The sequence below is a fragment of the Paenibacillus sp. LS1 genome (assembly GCF_026013365.1).
Classification (GTDB): domain Bacteria; phylum Bacillota; class Bacilli; order Paenibacillales; family Paenibacillaceae; genus Paenibacillus.
On sequence record NZ_JAPDOE010000007.1, the window covers coordinates 111,333 to 129,913 of the forward strand.

Consider the following 18,581-nt stretch of genomic DNA (forward strand, 5'->3'; position numbering starts at 1 on the left):
ATATTATTCAGACTGTCTCACCTTGTCAATGACTTTTGGATCGATTAGTATATAATTAAGAAAAAAAGGGGGAAACTCTTATGGCAAGAACGGGACGTCCGCGTATTTTCGATCGGGATGAAACTCTATTACAGGCGATGATGCTCTTTTGGGAGCAAGGATTCGAGGCCACTTCATTACTTCAGCTTCGAGCAGCCATGGGGGATATTTCAGCAGCCAGCTTCTATGCAGCCTTTGAATCCAAAGAAGCGCTATATAAAGAAGTGGTAGAACGATATATGGGAACGTTTGGACGTGTCACCGAAAGCTTCTCGGATCTCATGCTGTCACCAAAAGAAGCAATTGAAACAACACTAAGAAGTACCGCAAAAATGCAAACTGACAGCGCACATCCATCGGGCTGTTTAATTGTGCTGTCCGCCAGCACATGTTCTTCCAAAAACAATCATATCCGTGACATTGCCGCTGAGAAAAGAAAGCTGACTCGTAACCGCCTGCAGGATTGCATCCAGCGTGCAGTAGATATTGGTGAAATTCCATCTTCCACGAATGTAGCCATGCTAACCACCGTATTTGATACCTTTATGCAAGGCATCTCTACACAAGCCCGGGACGGCGTACCTTTTGCGACGATCGATCAGGCTATCACGGAATTCATGGGCATCTGGAACCTTGTTCAACATCCAGCCTGACTTTATTTACGAACTGTTGATGGGTTAGAAAAACCAAAAAAGGCACTCCCACGATTGGAAGTGCCTGCTCAGTATACGATTTACTCATATGCTGTTAAGGACGAGGTGTACTTACCCCATTCAGGATCAGTTTTGGATGAATATCGGCGCTCAGCGAAGCGGAGACTGCACAATATTTCTCTTCGGCCATTTGGATGGCTTTCCAGATGCGATAATCCGGGATATCTCCATCGACTTTGAAGATCAGATCAATGGATGTGAAGCCTTTAGGCATCTCTTCGCTGCGTGTGCCTTGCGCTTCAATCTCAATCGATTCAATTTTGTCCAGGAAAGCGTCCAGAATCATCGTAATATCGATTCCCATACAGCCGCCGAGACCAGCCAGTAACAACTCCATCGGGGTCGCACCCTTGCTGTCACCACCATAAGCAGCAGTGGCATCCATACCAACGGCGTAGCCAGAGGGTCCTTCGGAAGTAAACGCGCGTTTGCCTTTCCATACGGTTGTTACATTCATGATGTTATCCTTCTTTCTTAGAATAAGTTAAGTTCAAGCGAAAAAGGTTTGCACTTGCCACTCCGATGACAGAATAACCTTCCGATCGCTGTTATCCCCAGATTTTTTTGATTCCCTTCTTCAAGGGGAAAATCAGGGGATAAAGGCGAACGCTCCGCTTCTTCAGGTTTCTTCTGTCCTCTCCGTTCTTGTGCAAAAAGTTTAGTTGAACTGATATCGTTCACGACCTTAAATACCCGCTCCGGTACGTTCGTTCTTCCGATCGCTTTTATCTTCATTAAAATTCAGTAATTTGCTGCAGGAAACGACGAGTGCGTTCTTGCTTCGGATCCTCAAAGAAAGCCTGTGGACTTGCTTCTTCCACAATCGATCCATCCGCCATAAAGACAATTTTGTTCGCCACATTACGGGCAAACTTCAATTCATGCGTCACGACCAGCATCGTCATACCTTCCTCTGCCAGCTCCTTCATGACGGAAAGTACCTCTCCGACCAGTTCGGGATCAAGGGCTGAAGTCGGCTCATCAAACAGCATCACTTCCGGCTCCATTGCAAGTGCACGTGCAATAGCAACCCGCTGTTGTTGTCCACCCGACAACCGGGATGGATACGCATCTTGCTTGTCCGACAGCCCAACCCGATCCAGCAGAATCCGGCCGCGTTCGGCCGCTTCGTCACGTTTAATTTTTTTCACCGTAACGAGACCTTCCATCACATTGCCCAGCACTGTCTTGTGCGGATACAGATTGAACTGCTGGAAGACCATGCCGGTCTGGCGACGAATCTCCAATACCCGCGCACGCTGGACACGCAGCGAATCAGCACTGTTGACCACTACACCGTTCACTTCGATCTGTCCTCCTGACAGCTCTTCCAGTCCATTCAGGCAGCGCAGCAAGGTGCTTTTGCCGGAACCACTTGGGCCAAGCAACACAACAATATCTTTGGCATCGACATGCAGATCGATGTTCGTAAGCACTTCATTTTTCTGAAAACGTTTGGTAAGTCCAGTTGTTGTAATCATCGGTTCTCTCCTCCTATCAGTAAGCGCGGGCCAGCCGGCGCTCCACTTGTTCCAGAATGGCCGAGAAGCCGATACTCATAATCCAGTAGATCACACCGATGGCCAGATAAAACGGCATATTCAATGCATATTGTGATACCAGCAGTTGTGCTGAACGCAACAACTCGGTAACACCGATCGCCGCCACAAGTGACGTTTCCTTCAACATGCCAATAAAGGTGTTCCCCATCGGCGGAATTGCAATGCGCACAGCCTGCGGAAAGATAATACGTCTCATCGCTTGAGCCGGTGTCATTCCCGTTGCGTATGCAGCTTCCGTCTGCCCTTTAGGTACAGCCTGAATGGCTCCACGGAACGTCTCGGACAGAAACGCACCTGCATTCAGACTCAGTCCCAGACATGCTGCGGTGAGCGATCCCAAGGTCACTCCATAATCGACCAATCCGTAATAAATGACGAATAATTGCACCAACAGCGGGGTTCCCCGCATGATGGATACATAAAACCTTGCGATCAACCTAAGCCACATCGGTCCCTTCAGACGAGCAATCGCAACAAGCACGCCGATGATAAAGGCAAAAAACATGGAGATCACAGTTACATACAGCGTATAATAAGCCCCCTTCAGAAAGAAGGGGATATTCTCAAATACCAGTTCCATGGGTCAAATCTTCCCTTCGCCTTGCAGGTTCATTATTGCGCAGGCTCTTCACCAAACCATTTTTTGAAAATGGTATTGTACGTGCCATCATCTTTCATGCCTTTGAGAGCATCATTCAGTGCAGTTACGAGTTCCGGGTTGTCTTTACGTACAGCAATTCCTGCTTGGTCACTTTTAATCGCTTCACCTACAGCTTTGATATTGAGTCCATTGGCATCCACAATTGGTTTCAGTGCGTACATGTTGTTGATTGTTGCATCAATCCGCCCAGCATTCAGGTCTTTAAGTGAAGAAATGACATCGTCATAGGTTTTAATCGTGAAGTCGCCCACTTTCGGCAACACTTCATTACGCAAATATGATTCATCATTCGTACCCAGACCTACGCCAATGGTTTTACCTTTGAAATCTTCCAGCTTGGTAATATCGTTATTGTCTTCTTTGACAATGATTTTAACTTGGTTCGTGATATACGGATCACTGAAATCCAATACTTTCTTACGATCATCAGTAATCGTCATCTGACTGATGATGGCATCCAGCTTTTTAGCTTGCAGACTAGGTGTCAGACCGGAGAACTCCTGGGATACAAATTCAACCTCAACTCCCAAACGCTTCGCAACCTCACGTGCGATATCAGCATCGTAGCCATCCATTTCTTTCTTATCGTTCAGGAAGTTGTATGGTGCGTATGTGCCCATCATGCCCACTTTGATAACGCCAGCAGACTTGATCTGCTCCAGTTCATTACTTGCCTGCGCACCGTTCGTGCCTCCATTGTCTGTTGCCTTACTTCCACAAGCGCTAAGTACCAGCACGGTCATCAGCAGAATCGCTGTCAAAGACCAGCCTTTACGAGTTTTCGATCCATATGTGTTGTTCATTACGTTAACTTCCTCTCATTCGTGTATTCATCTCTTGGTGTACATTGGGTTACTTCATTGTCATGAAACCGCAGTTGTACCATTATTCCCTGTTACTTGCTTAATCATGTGAATCTTATGTGCCCAGGAGTCCGTAAAACTCAAAGCTTGCTGCTTCAGCTGCCAGTGATGAAGCTGTCATGGCCGAGAACTTGCTGTGCAACTCATCCGAGCCGAACAACCATCGCGATATCATGCCTTCAATCATGCTTACCAACAATGCGGCCCGAAGCGGCACATCCATGTCCTGAGGCAACATGCCGAGTTCGATGGCACGTTCCATATTGTGACGGAACGCTGTCTCGACGGCATTACGTGTCTCCTCGACCAGACGTTGTACGGATTCTTCGGTCACGATGCCTTTGAGCAACAGCTCCATAAAATAACGATTCTGCGCAGCAAATGAGAACAAGTCGGTGAATAGCCTTTCCGATGCTTTCACCATATCCTCTACTGATCCGGCATCCTTGCGGTATCCTTGCCCAATTGACTCAAGTAACTTCTCCTTGCCCGTTAATACAATCTCCGAAGCAATGGCTTCTTTACTCTTGAAGTGCCAGTAGAACGTTCCCTGCGCAACACCCGCTTCACGGACGATATCGGAAATTTTCGTCTGATGGTAGCCCTGGGTTGCAAATCGCTCCATCGCTATGCGAATTATTTGGTCCCGGCGTTCTTCACCGGGTTCCAAACCGTTAATTTTGGTCATTCATGTAACCCTCCCGATTGATCAGTCAGTCAGTTAAGTTATATCCTATGGGATAACTAGGTTTTTGTCAATATAGTTTTAAACAAATGGTTACAAGCATAAGTTGAAGTTGAGCGCATTTGTGATCATAATAGGTGATAGTCTTGTTCAAATGAACAGGCATGGTCAAGCAGGATAGCCTGTGCTGTCACCTGCATTTCAAGGAGGAAGAGAATTGGACATTATATCATCCATTATTATGGGCATCATCGAAGGTTTGACTGAGTTTTTGCCCGTGTCCTCTACTGGACACATGATTCTGACCGCCCACTTGCTGGGTTTATCGGAGGACAACGAGTCAGTCAAAACGTTTGAGGTGGTTGTTCAACTCGGAGCTGTACTTGCTGTTGTAGTACTGTACTGGAACAAATTCATTGATATGTTCCGCTTCACCGGAGGGACAAGGTCATACTCCCGCCGCCTTAATCTGGGACATATCTTCTTGGCGATGGTTCCTGCCGTAGTCATCGGACTTGTATTCCGCGACTGGATCAAAGCACATTTATTTGGTCCGGAGACAGTGCTGTACAGCCTCGTTATTGGTGGTATATTGATGATTGTAGCCGAACGCTGGAGTCGCAAGAGTGCCCGAATTACTACCCATGATGTCGATGATATTTCCTACAAACAGGCATTTGTGGTGGGACTATTTCAGATCTTGGCGTTGTGGCCAGGCTTCTCCCGTTCCGGGTCAACGATCTCAGGCGGTCTTTTTGCAGGGGTAAGCCGTGTAGCCGCTGCCGAGTTCACATTCCTCGTGTCTGTGCCGATTATGATTGGTGCTACGGGATATGACCTGTACAAAAGTATCGATCACCTGAACGGTAGTGATTTCCCAATCTTTGCGATTGGATTCATCGCTGCGTTCATCGTCGCCATGCTGGCGATCAAGACGTTTTTGTCCATTTTGAAAAAATTGAGCCTGACCGTCTTCGCTGTATATCGCTTCGTCTTGGCAGCCGTGTTCTTTATTATTTTGATGTAATCATTACAATTCAATTTAGTAGACAGGCAAAATCAATGGCGGCCTACATTCCATTCGGAACGAGGCCGCCATATTTTATATTCTGTGCTATGCTTCTGTTTCTTGATGGTTCTGTTGGTGCTTCAGAGACAGGAATATCTGTAATTAGAAGAAGTCGTATTCTTCATTACTTCCTTCTTTTGCTCGGGTGGATCATTGATAATATCGATTAGGTTTACTATGTATTATGGACATCCAGATTCATATTCACTTCTGAAAAGCAATCTGACTTAGTACCACTCTTTCACTTGAATATTCCGCTGTTTCTTCCGAGCCTTTAATCTCTCAAGCAGATTATATCTATTCTCTTTTTGTTCCTGTAGTAACTGCTTTACTCCGATCATCAATAATCGGTATCTTCGGTCATCATTGTGACTTAATTGATGCATTTCTTCAAAAATTTCATTCTTCATACGGATCTTGTTCACTCCAAATATTCAGTTTGTTCTCACAGTATACATGGGAGCACTGAACAAATTCTAAACAAGCGTTGTTCCTCAGCTTCACTTATTCGGATGCATGTCAGGCAGGCTGGAATGAAACAGAAAAAACCCTTCCTGTCACGGGACAAGAAGGGTCTTCGTATGCTTAAACTTTGGATTCAAGCGTCTCCAGATACTCGGAGATTTGAGCAGGTGTTTTTGCCCATTTACTGTGCAGATGTGCGATCTTCTTGCCGTTCTGGAAAACGAGCAGGCTTGGAATGCCGCGTACGCCATTCTCTTCGGCAAACGGCTGGAACTTCTCTGCATCCAGAGCATAGAAGGTTTTATCCGTATGCTGGTCGATAACATCCCCGATAAAACGATCCAGGTTTTTGCAATCCGGACACCAGGTTGTATCAAATTTAATGACGGTAAAACCATCAGAGTTAATTGTATCGAGATATTGTTGTTCACTTTGAATTCTTTCCATATGTCTTCTCTCCCTTATATGTTCCTTTTTTGGCTGATCTTCATTGTACCTTGTATAGTTACAATTGAAAATAGTCTTACTGAAGTTAACGATGCTGCTTGTACAGATTAGCGGGACTTAGCTCCCGTATTTCCTGAATTTCCGCAGCTGTGAGCGCGGGTGAATTCGAAGCGGCAATATTGTGCAGCAACTGGTCTCTTGAACTGGCACCAGGGACAACTGCTGCTACGGCAGGATGGGATAACGCGTAGCGAATAGCCGTCTGAGCCATGCTGCGTTGATCCGTGACCAGACGACTTAGCCCTTGCCGAATGGTATATAGTTGCTCTGGTGTATAATCCAGATAACCTTTATCTGCCTTGGCAGATCCGGAATCAGCGAGCACACCGCTAGCTACAGGTCCACGGGCAATTACGCTGATCCCCTTTTGTTCCAATAAAGGCAGCACTTCTTCTTCTGCTCTGCGGTCAGCAACACTATACTGGTTCATTACACTGACGATCGATGCCCTCTTCACATATTCCCGAATCACATTGGGGCGAATGGAAGAGATACCGTAATACCGGATGAGTCCTTCTTTCTTCAACTCCTCAAACGCTTCGATCGTCTCTTCGATGGGGTCGTCCACGGTTCCGCCATGCAGCTGATACAAGTCGATATAATCGGTCTGCAGTCGTTTCAGACTTTCATGTACAGCGTGCTTGATATAGGCTTTGGATGGGTCCCAAGACCAGCCCTCCTTGCCAGCAATACGACGATTACCTACTTTGGTCGCCACAACGACTTGGTCCCGACGTCCCTTAATAGCTTGTCCTACAATTTCTTCATTACGCCCTTCGTCATACAGATCCGCTGTATCCAGCAGATTGACACCGTGATCCAGAGCTTCATGAATTAGATCTATAGCGGGCTCCATATCGGTTCCGAGCGACATACAGCCCAGCCCAATCTCAGACACCATTAGTTCGGATGTGCCCAGACGATTTTTCTTCATATGTGTATCTCCCTCCATACGTTCTGCAAGTATCCATTGTACCATTCTTGCTGGCAAAAATCGCATGCCTCACCAAAACAAAAGGTGGCTTTCAATTGCACAAAAAAACCTGGAACGACTTCATCTCCAGGTTTCTCATGATCATCATTTTAATTCAATCGATAGGTGAACTATCGCAATCTATTTCACTTCCACACGTGGTCTGGTTTTACTTGTTCCATTCGACGAATTGGAGCTTTTCATCATACCCGAAACGGTGCTGAACAGCTTATCTCTTGCTTGTTTGTTCCTCATCAGATAAGTTACACCTGCTCCGATAGCCGTCATAAGTATTCCTCTTCTTTTAGACATGTGCTTCTCCTCCTTCAGGATAAATGTACATCGTGTCTTGTTTGACAATTACCCTGTGGGAGCAAAACGAAACGAAGTGCAAGCTTGATCGCGCAAAAAAAAGATGACCACGGAATTCAATTCAGCGGTCATCTTCCAATCGTCCTGTTGAAACATCAACCGAACGAGATAAGTCAAACAAGCTTTCACACAATTAAGACATATGTCCATGTCCAATTAATCAGACGGCGCTGCCACATGAGTCATTTCTTCATGTTTGTAGGTCGAACCATCCGCGGTCAGATAGAAGTGACCGATGGGATGCAGATCTTCATCCAACTCATAAACAAGCGGAATGCCTGTTGGGATGTTGAGCGCCATCACGTCTGCTTCGGACAATTGGTCCAGATGCATGACGAGTGAACGGAGCGTGTTACCATGCGCAGAGATCAGCACTCTTTTGCCGGCCGACACCATCGGTTTAATCTCCGCATTCCAGTACTCCAGCACACGCTTCGATGTATCCATCAGATTCTCCGTAAACGGAATGGTGCACCCGAGCCGCTTGTACTTGTCTAGATCCTGCACATATCGATCATCGGTTTCGTCCAGTGCCGGGGGAGATACGCTAACGGAGCGTCTCCATTCCTTCACTTGCTCTTCCCCATACTTCAGGGCAGTCTGCTGTTTGTTCAGTCCTTGCAGTGCACCATAGTGGCGTTCATTCAGCTGCCAGGTCTTCGTAATGGGAATCCACATGAGGTCCATCTCATCCAGCGCAATATCGAGTGTTCGAATAGAACGTTTCAGCACAGATGCATAGGCGTAATCAAAATCAAACCCCTGTTCCTTCATGATCTTCCCTGCTTTACGAGCTTCTGCGTAACCATCCGTCGTCAGATCCACATCTGTCCAACCGGTAAATCGATTCTCTACATTCCACATGCTCTGTCCATGGCGAATCAAAACAACTCTGTACATAAGCGTGAACCTCCTTCCATGGAAACATTACCCGCAAGTCAAACTAATTAGCACAGTGAAACATTCATCACATTAATAATATGGTGCCATCATCAGGTATACCACGACACCTGTAGAGCTCACATACAGCCAGATTGGCATCGTCCAACGTGCAATTTTGCGGTGTTTCTTCAATTGATTCGTCCAACCCCACACGAGTGTGAACAACGCCAATGGAACAATGAGGGCTGCCAGTATGCTATGGGTGATCAGGATGAAGAAATAAATGGAACGAATGATGCCCTCGCCGCCGTATTTGGACGTCTCTGGAGAAAGGTAATGAAACGTCAGATATGTCACGAGGAATAACAACGTTGTTGAGAATGCAGCAAGAATAAATCGTTTGTGCAGCTTCACATTCCGCTTGATAATAGCAATAAGCGCTGCGAGCAAGAAGATGAAGGTAAAGCTGTTAAACACGGCATTAAACCTCGGTAACACCGTAATATCAAAGGTTACATCACCTTTGTAACCAATGGACGGTGCGAAGAACAGTAATAAAATAATGACATTAGCAAGAATGGAAATTGTGATAATGATGCCTGCGAAATTTTTATTGCTCGTCGGGGATGGAATGTTCGGTTCCCCTTTGTTATTTTTGCCCAATGCAAAATCCTCCTCATATCCTAACTTCTATGTTCTATATCATTATATCTCGGCAATTCCGGGCTGTTAAGTGACAACACTCTGAACAAAAACCGCTGCACTCCCCTATAAAATGCCCCTTTGCGGCCATTTTCAATCAAATCCAATCTGGCTGCCATTTACCCCAGCCTGCTTTTGTGGTATAATTAATGCAATTAATCACATACGCGTTGAAACTGGAGGAGCCTGTCACCAAGGGCCCTCTTTGTCTTTTTTCAGGCATAAAAGCGGCACTCTTACAAGCGCCGTTTTCATGCCTTTTTTTTGTTCTAAAGGCTTGGAATGATCCCCCCTTGGACAGGTAAACCTATAAACGCTACTGCTGGAGAGGAGCACATCTATGGAATTTATTTTGGTTCTTGCACTTATTTTGATCTTTACGAAGCTCGCCGGAGACTTGTCTGTAAGACTGGGTCAACCTTCGGTATTGGGGAAACTGATTGTTGGTGTCATTCTTGGACCCGCCCTGCTCGGATGGGTTCAACAAAGTGATTTCGTGCATTATATGGCGGAGATCGGGGTATTACTTTTGATGTTCATTGCCGGACTGGAAACAGATCTGGAGCAATTGAAGAAAAACTGGAAAGCAGCCTTTGCGGTTGCTGTGGGCGGTATTATTTTACCATTTATCGGAGGATACGGTTCGGCCATAGCCTTCGGTATGTCACAGACACACGCACTGTTCTTTGGACTTTTATTCTGTGCCACATCCGTCAGTATATCGGTTCAGACACTGAAAGACATGGATCAACTCAGCTCTCGTGAGGGTACAACAATCCTTGGTGCAGCTGTCGTCGATGATGTCCTAGTCGTCGTTATTCTCGCCGTGATGATGAGCTTGTTAGGTACAGGTGGAGGAGACACTTCAATCACTCTGCTCATTGGTAAAAAGCTGTTATTCTTTGTTATCATCATCGCTGCCAGCTGGTTCCTTGTTCCACGCATCATGAAGTGGATGGCACCACTGAAGGTAACCGAAACCGTCATTACTGCGGGACTGATCATTTGTTTCGGATTCTCCTACTTCGCAGAGTGGATGGGTGTTGCTGGAATCATTGGTGCATTTGCCGCTGGTATCGCCATCTCTCAAACTAACTTCAAACATGAAGTCGAAACCAAACTGGAACCGATTGCCTACGGAATTTTTGTTCCGGTGTTTTTTGTCAGTATCGGCTTAAATGTCACCTTTGATGGTGTAGGTTCACAGATTTGGTTTATTATCGTTATAAGCCTCATCGCCATTGTAACCAAACTGATCGGTGGAGGAGCCGGTGCACGACTGACCGGATTTAATATGGCATCTTCATTGGCCATTGGCTCAGGAATGATTTCAAGAGGTGAGGTTGCGCTCATTATCGCTTCAACCGGACTTGCTTCCGGATTACTTGATCCGGAATACTTCACGAGCGTCGTGATCATGGTCATTGTAACTACACTGGTCACTCCACCACTCCTCAAAATCACCTTTGCTCGCAAAAAAGGGGAAAAGCGAGTTGAAAGAGGAATTGAAGAATCTCATTTAAGTGGGTAACTGTAGTTAATTGAGAGGTATTGAAATTATTCTGTATTTAAAGCTATACTTGCTTTAGATATGCAATATATTGGTCGTGAAGCACACGCCGCTTTGATCCATTCTCTCCTTCAACGCGAAGGTTGGAAATGGTCAGAGCGGCTTTTTGTATTTTCACATGACGACCTGAAGCCCTGTTCACATTCGTTTTATTTTATTTTTAGAGGAGATGAAGACGATGAGCATTGATTTTGATGAGGCTTACGAAGTTTGGATGCACTCGCTTTTGGAGAAGGAAACGAACCCCAGAGTGCTGTCCAGACTAGAAAATGGACTTGAACATGGCACATTGGAATTTTTGCGTTCAGTCTGGTTTCCGGTGATGAAAAACTTTAATCATTTGCAACCGGAATGGGAGGTACGGGACTTTCATAACGGCTACCGGTATCTGGATCTGGCTTATCTGCCAGGTAACGGCGTTAAAGGAGGTATTGAGATTCAAGGATACGGGCCACATGCCCGTGATCTGGATGTACGGCGTTTTAAAGATTTATGCTGGCGGCATTGTCTGCTAACGCTTGATGATTGGATTTTTCTGCCGATCGCTTATCTCTCCATAAAAGACGAACCGAAACGGTGCCAACAGCTTGTGCTGTCTTTTATGGGGAAATTTATTGCTACGGACGTTCCGGTAACGTTAAATTGGCTTGAAGCCGAAACTGTTCGTTATGCCAGACGCATCATCCGTCCATTTGCCCCATCAGAACTAGCAATTCACCTGCGGATCACAGATCAGCATGCTCGAAGAGTTCTTCATAGCCTGATGGATCAACAAGTATTAAATGTCGCTAGTGGCACTCAACGATATCGAACCTATATCTTACGAACCTGAGACACTCTATTTCGTCGATATGGGGCATATCCATTTTTTAACGAACTCAGGACACCTTATTGTAATGATATGGAGTAAAACTGGACACTTTTGCGAGCTTTTTCGTGAAATAAGGTGGCTGAGATTCGTTAGAATTTCAAAATTGCTCAAATCTAGGTAATAAGCTCATCTGAGTTCGTTAGAGTTTTGAAGGAGTGTCTCCGACCATACATAGAAAAACAAAAAAAGACCACCTTACACTCAAGAGGTCTTCGATCTTTGCCCGTTGTTGCAACAGGCTGTCCCATTTTAAGTTAACACACCGACATAAAAACCAATGGAGATAAAGACAACACACCATACAAATGCACCAATGCCTGATACGAGAACGTACCTGCCCATTGCCATCTTGCTAATCCCAGAGAAACAGCACATCAGATGACGAATGCCTGGAATGAAGTAACCCAGGATGATGGACCAATATCCATATTTGAGGAACCACGACTCCACCCTGCTGAATCGTTTGGCGTTGACGCCGACCCACTTGCCGTATTTTTCAACCAGCGGCCTGCCCGCTTTCTTGCCGATCATGTAGCTGAGCAGCCCACCGGTAAATGCGCCACCGAAACTGACGGCGATGGATACGGAGTAATTCAATACCGAGATGGAGGCGAGATATCCGACAAACGTCATCATCACCTCATCCGGAATCGGCATGCCAATGACACCAAGAGCCAGTAGTCCGTATATTGCGAAATAACCATATTGACCAATAAATTCTTTTGCAAATTCCATACTGACTCGCTCCTTATTTCGGTTCCACAATATCCTTCTCATGAGAGGCTAGCACTTGTTTTAGTGATGGGAATCGGATTTGGCTCACCATGAGACCGGATAGTACAATAATGACAAGATAAGCTACACCATGCGTGAAATAAGGACTCCAAAGCGCGAAAAAGGACATCAGCCCCCCTGCAAATGTAATCGGCATCCCGACAAAACCACTGCTTGCTGTCTTCTGACAGTTATAACGAGCCAGCCGCAATGCACCGCAAACCGGAAACAATGCGGTCAGTGCCATCCCCAGCACGCTCACTTCATTCATGGAATTCAGATACAGAATCAGCACAGGAGCTGTTCCGAATGAAACTACATCCGCAAGCGAATCCAGGGCTTTGCCGAACTCACCCTCACAATGCAATTTGCGGGCCGCAAACCCGTCAAACAGATCAAAGAACATCGCTACCCATATCATCATCACAGCCAGGGCAAATTCACCATGAATAGCCATAATGACTGCCAGCATGCCTGAACTCAGATTCCCCAAGGTTAAAATCGATGGTAAAGACTTCATAAGATTTGACTCCCTTTCGTACTAGGCTTTAGGAAAAATAATATAAAAACGGACTCCATCCGGTGTATTCTCCACTCCATAACTGCACCCGTGCAGATCAAGAATCTGCTTCGCAATGGCCAGCCCGAGCCCGGTTCCCCCCATTTTGCGATTACGTGAGCGCTCTACCCGGTAGAACCTCTCCCATATATACTGCCGCTCAGCTTCAGCAATCTGCTCGCCCTTGTTCTCAATGGAAATGTGAACCAAACCGTCACGTCTGCTGATCTCAATAGTTATATCGGTATGTGGTATCGCATGGCGTATAGCGTTCATCATGATATTGAAAATAACTTGCTCAAGCTTGCTCCGGTCACCTTCCACCGTCTGCTCTGTTGTGGATACAAGCACCACATCCAGTCCTTTGTCCTTCAGTTGCGGACCCAGACGGCCGGCGATATCTTCAATCATGTCAGCCAGTGCAACAGCATCCGTATTCAGCTGAACCGCTGAAGATTCCAGTCGCACCAGATCCAGCATCTCTTCAACCATTGTTTCCATTTTGATGGTCTCATCGGCGATGATCTCAATGTAACGCTCCCGTTTGCTCTCACTCACGCCATCCTTCAGCCCTTCGGAGTACCCTTTGATAATGCTGATTGGTGTCTTGAGTTCATGCGATGCATCGGCAAAAAATTTGCGTTGACGCTGTTCAATCTGCTGCTTCATTTCCATATCTGTACGCATCTGCGTGTTGGCCTGCCTCAACTCTTCCAATGTCTGACCCAAAGTCCCCGATAATGCATTCAAACTATTGGACAGACTGCCGATTTCGTCATTACGCCGGATAGGTGATTTCACCGTGAAATCCAGCGTAGACATTTTCTTGGCGACATGGTTCAGAGCCAGCAGCGGCTTTGTTACGATTCGGGACAGAAGCAATGCCAGTAACAGAATCAATATAAATGCGCCAATACCAAAATACCCATAGAACAAACGTGTTGCCTCGTTCGCTTCCCTCATCTCTTGTAGAGAAGTAAGCGAGAAGATCAGTTGTTGCTCAGGTCCTGAACGATGCACTGGAGCAATGGTGATGACATTCCGAACACCACTCCAGCTATCCGTCCATTCTTCATTGAGCATTTTGCCATTCGCCAAGGCAAGCTGGTCTTCGGTGGACAAAGGGAAGCGGCTATCCAGTGCCTGCACCAGCAGTCCCTGTCTCTGACTCCACGTTGCCAGATTGGGAAGAACCACCTCGGTCAATACACCTGACCATTCCTTCACTGGCTCAATCGATTCCTGAAAGCTTTCTGTTCCCCATGCAGCAGAAGTGGCATCCTGGATTTTGAATGGGTAGACCATGGACCCGCTCGCCGGGCCTCGCACCTTCAGTTCCTGCCCATATTTCAGATGGGATGTAATCCAGCCTGCATTCTCACTATTGATAAACAAGGACAAGGACACCTTCACCTGACTCCCGTCCTCCTGAAGCAGCGTAATGTGGAACGGGTCATTAACCAATCTTCCGGTATTCGTCAGAATGACCAGATGTGACTGATTCTGACGCATGAACTTCCCGGTTTCCTTCGCAAGCTGCAAATCATTCCAATGTCCATTGGAATATTGCTGTTCGAACTTGGACAGTTTTTTCTTCATACTGCTGACCTTCTGATGCTGATAAAAGTCGGGAAACCAGACCAACTGGGCAAAAACCGTCGTTCCGTATAAAAGTACCAGACATCCTGCCATCACCAGAAAAAGCTTCATTGTTACGCCATTTCTTCTCATGCTTCTGCCTCGAAACGATATCCGGTGCCAATTACAGTCCGAATGCACTTGGCTTCATCACCTAATTTGCTGCGCAGCTTCTTGATGTGAGTATCCACAACACGTGAGTCCCCTTCAAAATCAAATCCCCAGATCCGATTCAGGATGGCATCCCGGGACAATACAATGCCTGCATTTCGTACCAAATAGAGCAACAGATCATACTCCTTTGGTGCAAGCTCCACTTCAATGCCGTCCTTCTCCAGTCGCCGAGCCCATGGATCAAGGGTTACCTGTCCGAAGCGAATCACACCCTGCTCTCGTCCAAATGAACCTTCAACCCGCTTCATTAATGTCTCTGCACGTGCAACCAGCACACGTGGACTGAATGGCTTCGTGACATAATCATCTACGCCCAGCTGGAATCCATGAATTTTATCGTCATCCTCAGACCGCGCAGTCAGCATGATAATAGGTACGGTCGATTGGGAGCGAATATGCCCGCATAATGTCCATCCATCCATTTCAGGCATCAAAACATCCAGAATAACCAGATCTACCTCATGCAGAGCCAACAGTTCCAATGCCTGTACTCCATGTTCTGCTTCTATGACGTTCCATTGTTCTTTTATGAAATAATCGGCCACAATCTCACGAATGCGGCTTTCATCTTCCACCAGAAGCACCGTTCTGATCATGACCGACTCTCCTTTTCAATTTCTGTTGATAACATACCTATTCCATGTGTCGTTCATGTGTCCAGACATGTTTTGGAATGAACTCCATGATATATACGATTAATATAAGCCAAAAGTTACTAATTTTTATCAAAATTCGCACAAAAAAGAAGCCGTCAACGAGCAATCTTCCTGCTCGTTGACAGCTACTTGAATGAAATCGAAGTGTGTTAACCAGACGTGATGCACGACTGCGTGCTCACTGGTAACACTTAGTGTTGATGCTCCAGACGGTGTGCCACATGCAGTGTCGGACCAACAAAACGGTTCAGCGGGAATCCGCCGGCAATCGCTTTGGTCACGAAGGCTTTCCCTTCACGAACAGCCTCTTTCACTGAAAGACCACGAGCCAAACCTGCGGTAATAGCCGCAGACGTCGTGCAACCCGCACCATGCGTATATCCGGAGCCGACAACATCGGCTTCAAACCATTCGTAGTTGGTTCCATCATAGAGTAGATCCATTGCTTTACCCGGATTGATCACACCTCTGTCCTTGATCAGAACATGCTTCGAACCATGGGCATGAATTGCTGCTGCTGCTGCTTCCATCTGTTCCTTGGAGCGAATCGGTCCACTCTTCGCCAGTTGGGATGCTTCGAACAGATTAGGTGTAACGAGATCGGCACCTGGCAACAGGAATTCGATCATTGCTTCCGTATTTTCCGGTTGCAGTACTTCGTCCGTACCTTTGCAGACCATTACCGGATCGATAACGATCTGTGGCAGGCCACTGCGGCGGATATGCTTCGCTACCAGTTCAATAATATCTACAGAACCGAGCATACCTGTCTTCATTGCATCAAAACCGATGCCGTCCAGAACAGTGCGAAGCTGGGCTTCAACTACATTTAATTCCACAGGAAAGACCTGGTGATCCCATGTATCGGGTTCCATTGCCACAACCGTAGTCAGTACGGTCATGCCATACACACCCAGCTCCTGAAAAGTTTTCAAATCAGCTTGAATCCCTGCACCGCCGCTCGTGTCCGAACCAGCTATTGTTAATGTTTTTGGAATCGTCATGGTAGTTGTATTCTCCTTTGTGTCTCAGTTGACATTATCCTATCCCTTGTACGAGCGGATGTCAATGGCATCTGAAGCCACACAGAGCATGGTTTTCCTAATGATTCAATTCACATCTTTGGTCTCCAAACGTACCATGGACATCGAAGCAATCCATATACCTACAGCTCCAAGGGTCAGCGGGATAACAATAAGCGAATGAATGGAACCTCCCGACCCGCTGAATCCGGAGCAGACAATCAATACCAACAGAATGGACGAGATCATTGTTGTTGTTACTGAATGCTTACGCATACCGAAGAATAAGGGAATGAGTGCCATGCTCGCAGCCGATAAGGAACTTATACCATACTTCAACAGAAATCCCAGTGTATCCTGATTCGTTAATGAGCCAGGAATGAAGCTGTAGAATTGATTAGCAATGAATAGTAGTGAACCCATCAACAGATCGCTAACCACAATCATCACAAATGTAAAAACGAACACGATAATCAATTTGGCAGCGATGATTTTATGACGCTGGATTGGATAGGTGAACATGACGTTCATCGTTTTATTTTTATACTCACTGATCACCAGCTTGGATAATAAAGTACCTGCAAATATGATAAACGTCGCTCTCACAAACGTATCGATAATCATAAAGGCGGTCTCGTAACTGGCATAGGCATAATCTTCTGCTCCCATATCCACAAATCCAATCATGATCAGAAAAAGAAGAATGCCTACATTGGCAATACCTGCAACTGCAAAATTCCGTGCAAAGCGGTGCTTCCGCATCTCAAGCCTGATCAATTTAAGCAACGTCTTCATCCCCTTTCACCAGCTTCATGAAGTGTTCTTCCAGGGAATGAGCCCGTTTGGATATCGATTCGATCTCAATGCCATGTTGAATCAGCTTGGTGTTCAATTCCGATGGAATGATTCCCGGATCATAGATGCGTAACGTATGGTCATCGACCAGTTTATAATTACTCAAATCAAGCTGATGTTCAATGACATAGGTCGCTTTGCGAATATCTACCGCTTGTAACTCGATGTACTCATTTTGACTTCCACGAATGCTCTCCATCGATACTTCCTCCACCAATCGACCGTCGCGAATGACACCAACCGTGTCGGCAATCTGCTCTATCTCGCCAAGAATGTGACTGGAGACCAACAGGGTAATGCGATACTCATTGCTAAGGCGCTTGAACAAATCTCGCATCTCCCGGATCCCTACTGGGTCCAATCCGTTGATCGGTTCATCCAGAATGAGCAATTCGGGTGTGGTTATAAGTGCACGAGCCAATCCCAGCCTCTGTTTCATACCCAGGGAGAAGTCCTTGACCGGTTTCTTGCCCGTATCCTTCAGCCCTACCGTTTCCATCGTGTTGTCGATGATCTTTTTATTGTGGAACCCCATGTATTCACAATGAAGCTCCAGATTCTCACGAGCAGATAGTCTATCATAGAAAAAAGGATATTCAATAATGCTGCCCATTCGTTTCAACACTTCATAGGATGTAGGTGTAAGCTTTTCCCCAAACAGTTCAATTTCCCCTGTTGTTGGTTTGACGAGATTGGTCAGCATCTTCATGATGGTTGTTTTGCCTGCACCATTCGGACCGAGAAACCCATAGATCTCACCTTGCTTAATATTCATATTGACGTTGGATACAACCTCTACCCCTTCATATACTTTGGTCACATCTATCGTTCGTGCGATATAAGTCATCGTCTTGTTCTCCTTTACGTCCCCTGTCCGGGTTCCTATATCTGTATTGTAAAGAGAAAAGTCTGCTTTTTTATTAATCAAATCTTACAAAAACCTTAAGCTTGACTTGAAACCCCAAAACA

General features: G+C 46.0%; 22 protein-coding genes. 4 read left to right on the forward strand and 18 right to left on the reverse strand.

Annotation, left to right across the window (positions count from 1 at the left end; all coding sequences use genetic code 11):
* Nucleotides 1-80 precede the first annotated feature (80 nt).
* Nucleotides 81-692, forward strand: a complete 612-nt coding sequence (locus tag OM416_RS22165) for a TetR/AcrR family transcriptional regulator (RefSeq protein WP_264933087.1) — start codon at nt 81-83, stop codon at nt 690-692.
* A gap of 94 nt (nt 693-786) precedes the next feature.
* On the opposite strand, the gene OM416_RS22170 is transcribed toward OM416_RS22165, so the two are convergent.
* The 5 genes from OM416_RS22170 to OM416_RS22190 all read right to left on the reverse strand — a co-directional run bounded on the left by OM416_RS22170 (nt 787) and on the right by OM416_RS22190 (nt 4,526).
* On the reverse strand, nt 787-1,209 hold the full coding sequence (locus OM416_RS22170; RefSeq protein ID WP_036606882.1) for an OsmC family protein: 423 nt from the start codon (nt 1,207-1,209) through the stop codon (nt 787-789).
* 277 nt (nt 1,210-1,486) lie between these two features.
* On the reverse strand, nt 1,487-2,233 hold the full coding sequence (locus OM416_RS22175; protein WP_264933090.1) for an amino acid ABC transporter ATP-binding protein: 747 nt from the start codon (nt 2,231-2,233) through the stop codon (nt 1,487-1,489).
* Nucleotides 2,234-2,249: 16 nt separating this feature from the next.
* A complete protein-coding gene (locus OM416_RS22180) occupies nt 2,250-2,894 on the reverse strand; it encodes an amino acid ABC transporter permease (protein ID WP_017692207.1) in 645 nt (214 codons plus the stop codon).
* Nucleotides 2,895-2,926: 32 nt separating this feature from the next.
* Nucleotides 2,927-3,778, reverse strand: a complete 852-nt coding sequence (locus tag OM416_RS22185) for a substrate-binding periplasmic protein (protein WP_264933094.1) — start codon at nt 3,776-3,778, stop codon at nt 2,927-2,929.
* A gap of 115 nt (nt 3,779-3,893) precedes the next feature.
* A complete protein-coding gene (locus tag OM416_RS22190; protein WP_076333597.1) occupies nt 3,894-4,526 on the reverse strand; it encodes a TetR/AcrR family transcriptional regulator in 633 nt (210 codons plus the stop codon).
* Nucleotides 4,527-4,740: 214 nt separating this feature from the next.
* Between OM416_RS22190 and bacA the strand changes: the two genes are divergently transcribed.
* Entirely contained in the window at nt 4,741-5,550 is an 810-nt protein-coding gene (gene bacA / locus OM416_RS22195) for an undecaprenyl-diphosphate phosphatase (RefSeq protein WP_169481443.1), read from the forward strand.
* A gap of 269 nt (nt 5,551-5,819) precedes the next feature.
* Here bacA and OM416_RS22200 read toward each other — a convergent pair whose 3' ends face one another.
* From OM416_RS22200 to OM416_RS22225, 6 genes are all read right to left on the reverse strand, one after another.
* Nucleotides 5,820-6,002 (reverse strand): hypothetical protein, encoded by a 183-nt coding sequence (locus tag OM416_RS22200; RefSeq protein ID WP_264933097.1) that lies wholly within the window; start codon nt 6,000-6,002, stop codon nt 5,820-5,822.
* A 175-nt stretch (nt 6,003-6,177) separates the two neighbouring features.
* Entirely contained in the window at nt 6,178-6,504 is a 327-nt protein-coding gene (locus OM416_RS22205; protein ID WP_017692202.1) for a thioredoxin family protein, read from the reverse strand.
* Nucleotides 6,505-6,589: 85 nt separating this feature from the next.
* On the reverse strand, nt 6,590-7,498 hold the full coding sequence (locus OM416_RS22210; RefSeq protein ID WP_264933100.1) for an aldo/keto reductase: 909 nt from the start codon (nt 7,496-7,498) through the stop codon (nt 6,590-6,592).
* 180 nt (nt 7,499-7,678) lie between these two features.
* Complete coding sequence (locus OM416_RS22215; protein WP_165980418.1) at nt 7,679-7,849, reverse strand: hypothetical protein; 171 nt, start codon at nt 7,847-7,849, stop codon at nt 7,679-7,681.
* Between the two features lie 216 nt (nt 7,850-8,065).
* On the reverse strand, nt 8,066-8,809 hold the full coding sequence (gpmA, locus tag OM416_RS22220) for a 2,3-diphosphoglycerate-dependent phosphoglycerate mutase (protein ID WP_264933103.1): 744 nt from the start codon (nt 8,807-8,809) through the stop codon (nt 8,066-8,068).
* Between the two features lie 72 nt (nt 8,810-8,881).
* On the reverse strand, nt 8,882-9,454 hold the full coding sequence (locus tag OM416_RS22225) for a DUF420 domain-containing protein (RefSeq protein WP_017692198.1): 573 nt from the start codon (nt 9,452-9,454) through the stop codon (nt 8,882-8,884).
* A 379-nt stretch (nt 9,455-9,833) separates the two neighbouring features.
* Between OM416_RS22225 and OM416_RS22230 the strand changes: the two genes are divergently transcribed.
* Nucleotides 9,834-11,024, forward strand: coding sequence for a cation:proton antiporter (locus tag OM416_RS22230; RefSeq protein WP_264933106.1), 1,191 nt, complete (start codon nt 9,834-9,836; stop codon nt 11,022-11,024).
* A gap of 217 nt (nt 11,025-11,241) precedes the next feature.
* Nucleotides 11,242-11,895, forward strand: coding sequence for a transcriptional regulator (locus OM416_RS22235; RefSeq protein ID WP_264933107.1), 654 nt, complete (start codon nt 11,242-11,244; stop codon nt 11,893-11,895).
* A gap of 288 nt (nt 11,896-12,183) precedes the next feature.
* Here the strand turns inward: OM416_RS22235 and OM416_RS22240 are convergent, their stop codons facing one another.
* The 7 genes from OM416_RS22240 to OM416_RS22270 all read right to left on the reverse strand — a co-directional run bounded on the left by OM416_RS22240 (nt 12,184) and on the right by OM416_RS22270 (nt 18,459).
* The gene (locus tag OM416_RS22240; RefSeq protein ID WP_062836407.1) at nt 12,184-12,669 is read right to left on the reverse strand and encodes a DedA family protein; all 486 of its coding nucleotides are present in this window, start codon (nt 12,667-12,669) and stop codon (nt 12,184-12,186) included.
* Between the two features lie 13 nt (nt 12,670-12,682).
* Nucleotides 12,683-13,228, reverse strand: coding sequence for a CDP-diacylglycerol--serine O-phosphatidyltransferase (gene pssA, locus OM416_RS22245; RefSeq protein ID WP_076333600.1), 546 nt, complete (start codon nt 13,226-13,228; stop codon nt 12,683-12,685).
* Between the two features lie 21 nt (nt 13,229-13,249).
* Nucleotides 13,250-14,998, reverse strand: a complete 1,749-nt coding sequence (locus OM416_RS22250; RefSeq protein ID WP_264933110.1) for a sensor histidine kinase — start codon at nt 14,996-14,998, stop codon at nt 13,250-13,252.
* Entirely contained in the window at nt 14,995-15,675 is a 681-nt protein-coding gene (locus tag OM416_RS22255; RefSeq protein WP_169481435.1) for a response regulator transcription factor, read from the reverse strand. The genes OM416_RS22250 and OM416_RS22255 overlap by 4 nt, the downstream gene beginning before the upstream one ends.
* 251 nt (nt 15,676-15,926) lie before the next feature.
* A complete protein-coding gene (thiD, locus tag OM416_RS22260; RefSeq protein ID WP_264933114.1) occupies nt 15,927-16,739 on the reverse strand; it encodes a bifunctional hydroxymethylpyrimidine kinase/phosphomethylpyrimidine kinase in 813 nt (270 codons plus the stop codon).
* A 105-nt stretch (nt 16,740-16,844) separates the two neighbouring features.
* The gene (locus tag OM416_RS22265) at nt 16,845-17,543 is read right to left on the reverse strand and encodes an ABC transporter permease (protein ID WP_264933116.1); all 699 of its coding nucleotides are present in this window, start codon (nt 17,541-17,543) and stop codon (nt 16,845-16,847) included.
* Nucleotides 17,536-18,459, reverse strand: a complete 924-nt coding sequence (locus OM416_RS22270) for an ABC transporter ATP-binding protein (RefSeq protein ID WP_264933118.1) — start codon at nt 18,457-18,459, stop codon at nt 17,536-17,538. The genes OM416_RS22265 and OM416_RS22270 overlap by 8 nt, the downstream gene beginning before the upstream one ends.
* Between the last annotated feature and the right edge of the window lie 122 nt (nt 18,460-18,581).

Bases quoted from the DNA above. Each gene is read 5' to 3' on its own strand.
- OM416_RS22185 (WP_264933094.1), bottom strand. From the start codon at position 3,778: ATGAACAACACATATGGATCGAAAACTCGTAAAGGCTGGTCTTTGACA.
- thiD (WP_264933114.1), bottom strand. From the start codon at position 16,739: ATGACGATTCCAAAAACATTAACAATAGCTGGTTCGGACACGAGCGGC.
- OM416_RS22230 (WP_264933106.1), top strand. From the start codon at position 9,834: ATGGAATTTATTTTGGTTCTTGCACTTATTTTGATCTTTACGAAGCTC.
- OM416_RS22165 (WP_264933087.1), top strand. From the start codon at position 81: ATGGCAAGAACGGGACGTCCGCGTATTTTCGATCGGGATGAAACTCTA.
- OM416_RS22210 (WP_264933100.1), bottom strand. From the start codon at position 7,498: ATGAAGAAAAATCGTCTGGGCACATCCGAACTAATGGTGTCTGAGATT.
- OM416_RS22235 (WP_264933107.1), top strand. From the start codon at position 11,242: ATGAGCATTGATTTTGATGAGGCTTACGAAGTTTGGATGCACTCGCTT.
- OM416_RS22270 (WP_264933118.1), bottom strand. From the start codon at position 18,459: ATGACTTATATCGCACGAACGATAGATGTGACCAAAGTATATGAAGGG.
- OM416_RS22240 (WP_062836407.1), bottom strand. From the start codon at position 12,669: ATGGAATTTGCAAAAGAATTTATTGGTCAATATGGTTATTTCGCAATA.
- OM416_RS22215 (WP_165980418.1), bottom strand. From the start codon at position 7,849: ATGTCTAAAAGAAGAGGAATACTTATGACGGCTATCGGAGCAGGTGTA.
- OM416_RS22250 (WP_264933110.1), bottom strand. From the start codon at position 14,998: ATGAGAAGAAATGGCGTAACAATGAAGCTTTTTCTGGTGATGGCAGGA.
- pssA (WP_076333600.1), bottom strand. From the start codon at position 13,228: ATGAAGTCTTTACCATCGATTTTAACCTTGGGGAATCTGAGTTCAGGC.
- gpmA (WP_264933103.1), bottom strand. From the start codon at position 8,809: ATGTACAGAGTTGTTTTGATTCGCCATGGACAGAGCATGTGGAATGTA.
- OM416_RS22205 (WP_017692202.1), bottom strand. From the start codon at position 6,504: ATGGAAAGAATTCAAAGTGAACAACAATATCTCGATACAATTAACTCT.
- OM416_RS22255 (WP_169481435.1), bottom strand. From the start codon at position 15,675: ATGATCAGAACGGTGCTTCTGGTGGAAGATGAAAGCCGCATTCGTGAG.
- OM416_RS22190 (WP_076333597.1), bottom strand. From the start codon at position 4,526: ATGACCAAAATTAACGGTTTGGAACCCGGTGAAGAACGCCGGGACCAA.
- OM416_RS22175 (WP_264933090.1), bottom strand. From the start codon at position 2,233: ATGATTACAACAACTGGACTTACCAAACGTTTTCAGAAAAATGAAGTG.
- OM416_RS22180 (WP_017692207.1), bottom strand. From the start codon at position 2,894: ATGGAACTGGTATTTGAGAATATCCCCTTCTTTCTGAAGGGGGCTTAT.
- OM416_RS22170 (WP_036606882.1), bottom strand. From the start codon at position 1,209: ATGAATGTAACAACCGTATGGAAAGGCAAACGCGCGTTTACTTCCGAA.
- OM416_RS22200 (WP_264933097.1), bottom strand. From the start codon at position 6,002: ATGAAGAATGAAATTTTTGAAGAAATGCATCAATTAAGTCACAATGAT.